The following is a 519-nucleotide window of genomic DNA, read 5'->3' on the forward strand; positions in this document are numbered from 1 at the left end:
AGCTAAATTCCCTAGATTCAAGTCTAAACACCATAAGCAATCAATCCAATATCCCCAGAGTGTTACTGTCAAGGATGAATATCTAAAAGTCCCCAAGATTGGTGAAGTCAAAGCAGTATTTCACAGAGAAGTTACAAGGAAGATTAAAACGGTAACAATCTCTAAATCTTCAACTGATAAATATTTTGCTTCAATTTTGTGTGAAGTTGAAGTAACTGACGTTAAACGAACAGGAGATCAAATTATTGGTATTGATTTAGGGCTGAAAGATTTCGCAATTGTTCACGATGGAGAGCGGGTAACTAAATATGCTAACCCCAAGCATTTAAACCGCCACCAAAAGAATTTAGCCCTCAAACAGAAAAAACTTTCTCGAAAAACTCAAGGAAGTAAATCGAGAAAGAAATTCAGGAAAAAGGTGGCTAATGTTTATGAGAGAATAGCTAATTCCCGCCAAGATTTCTTGCACAAGTTATCAAGAAAGTTGGTAGATGAAAGCCAAGTCATTGTCGTTGAAAA

General features: G+C 36.0%; 1 protein-coding gene. It reads left to right on the forward strand.

Features of this window, described 5'->3' with window-relative positions; translation table 11 throughout:
* Positions 1–43 precede the first annotated feature (43 nt).
* On the forward strand, positions 44–519 hold a 476-nt coding region (locus M595_RS28455), incomplete at its 3' end, for an RNA-guided endonuclease InsQ/TnpB family protein (protein ID WP_238987161.1).

This window comes from Lyngbya aestuarii BL J (genome assembly GCF_000478195.2).
GTDB classification, from domain to species: Bacteria; Cyanobacteriota; Cyanobacteriia; order Cyanobacteriales; family Microcoleaceae; genus Capilliphycus; species Capilliphycus aestuarii.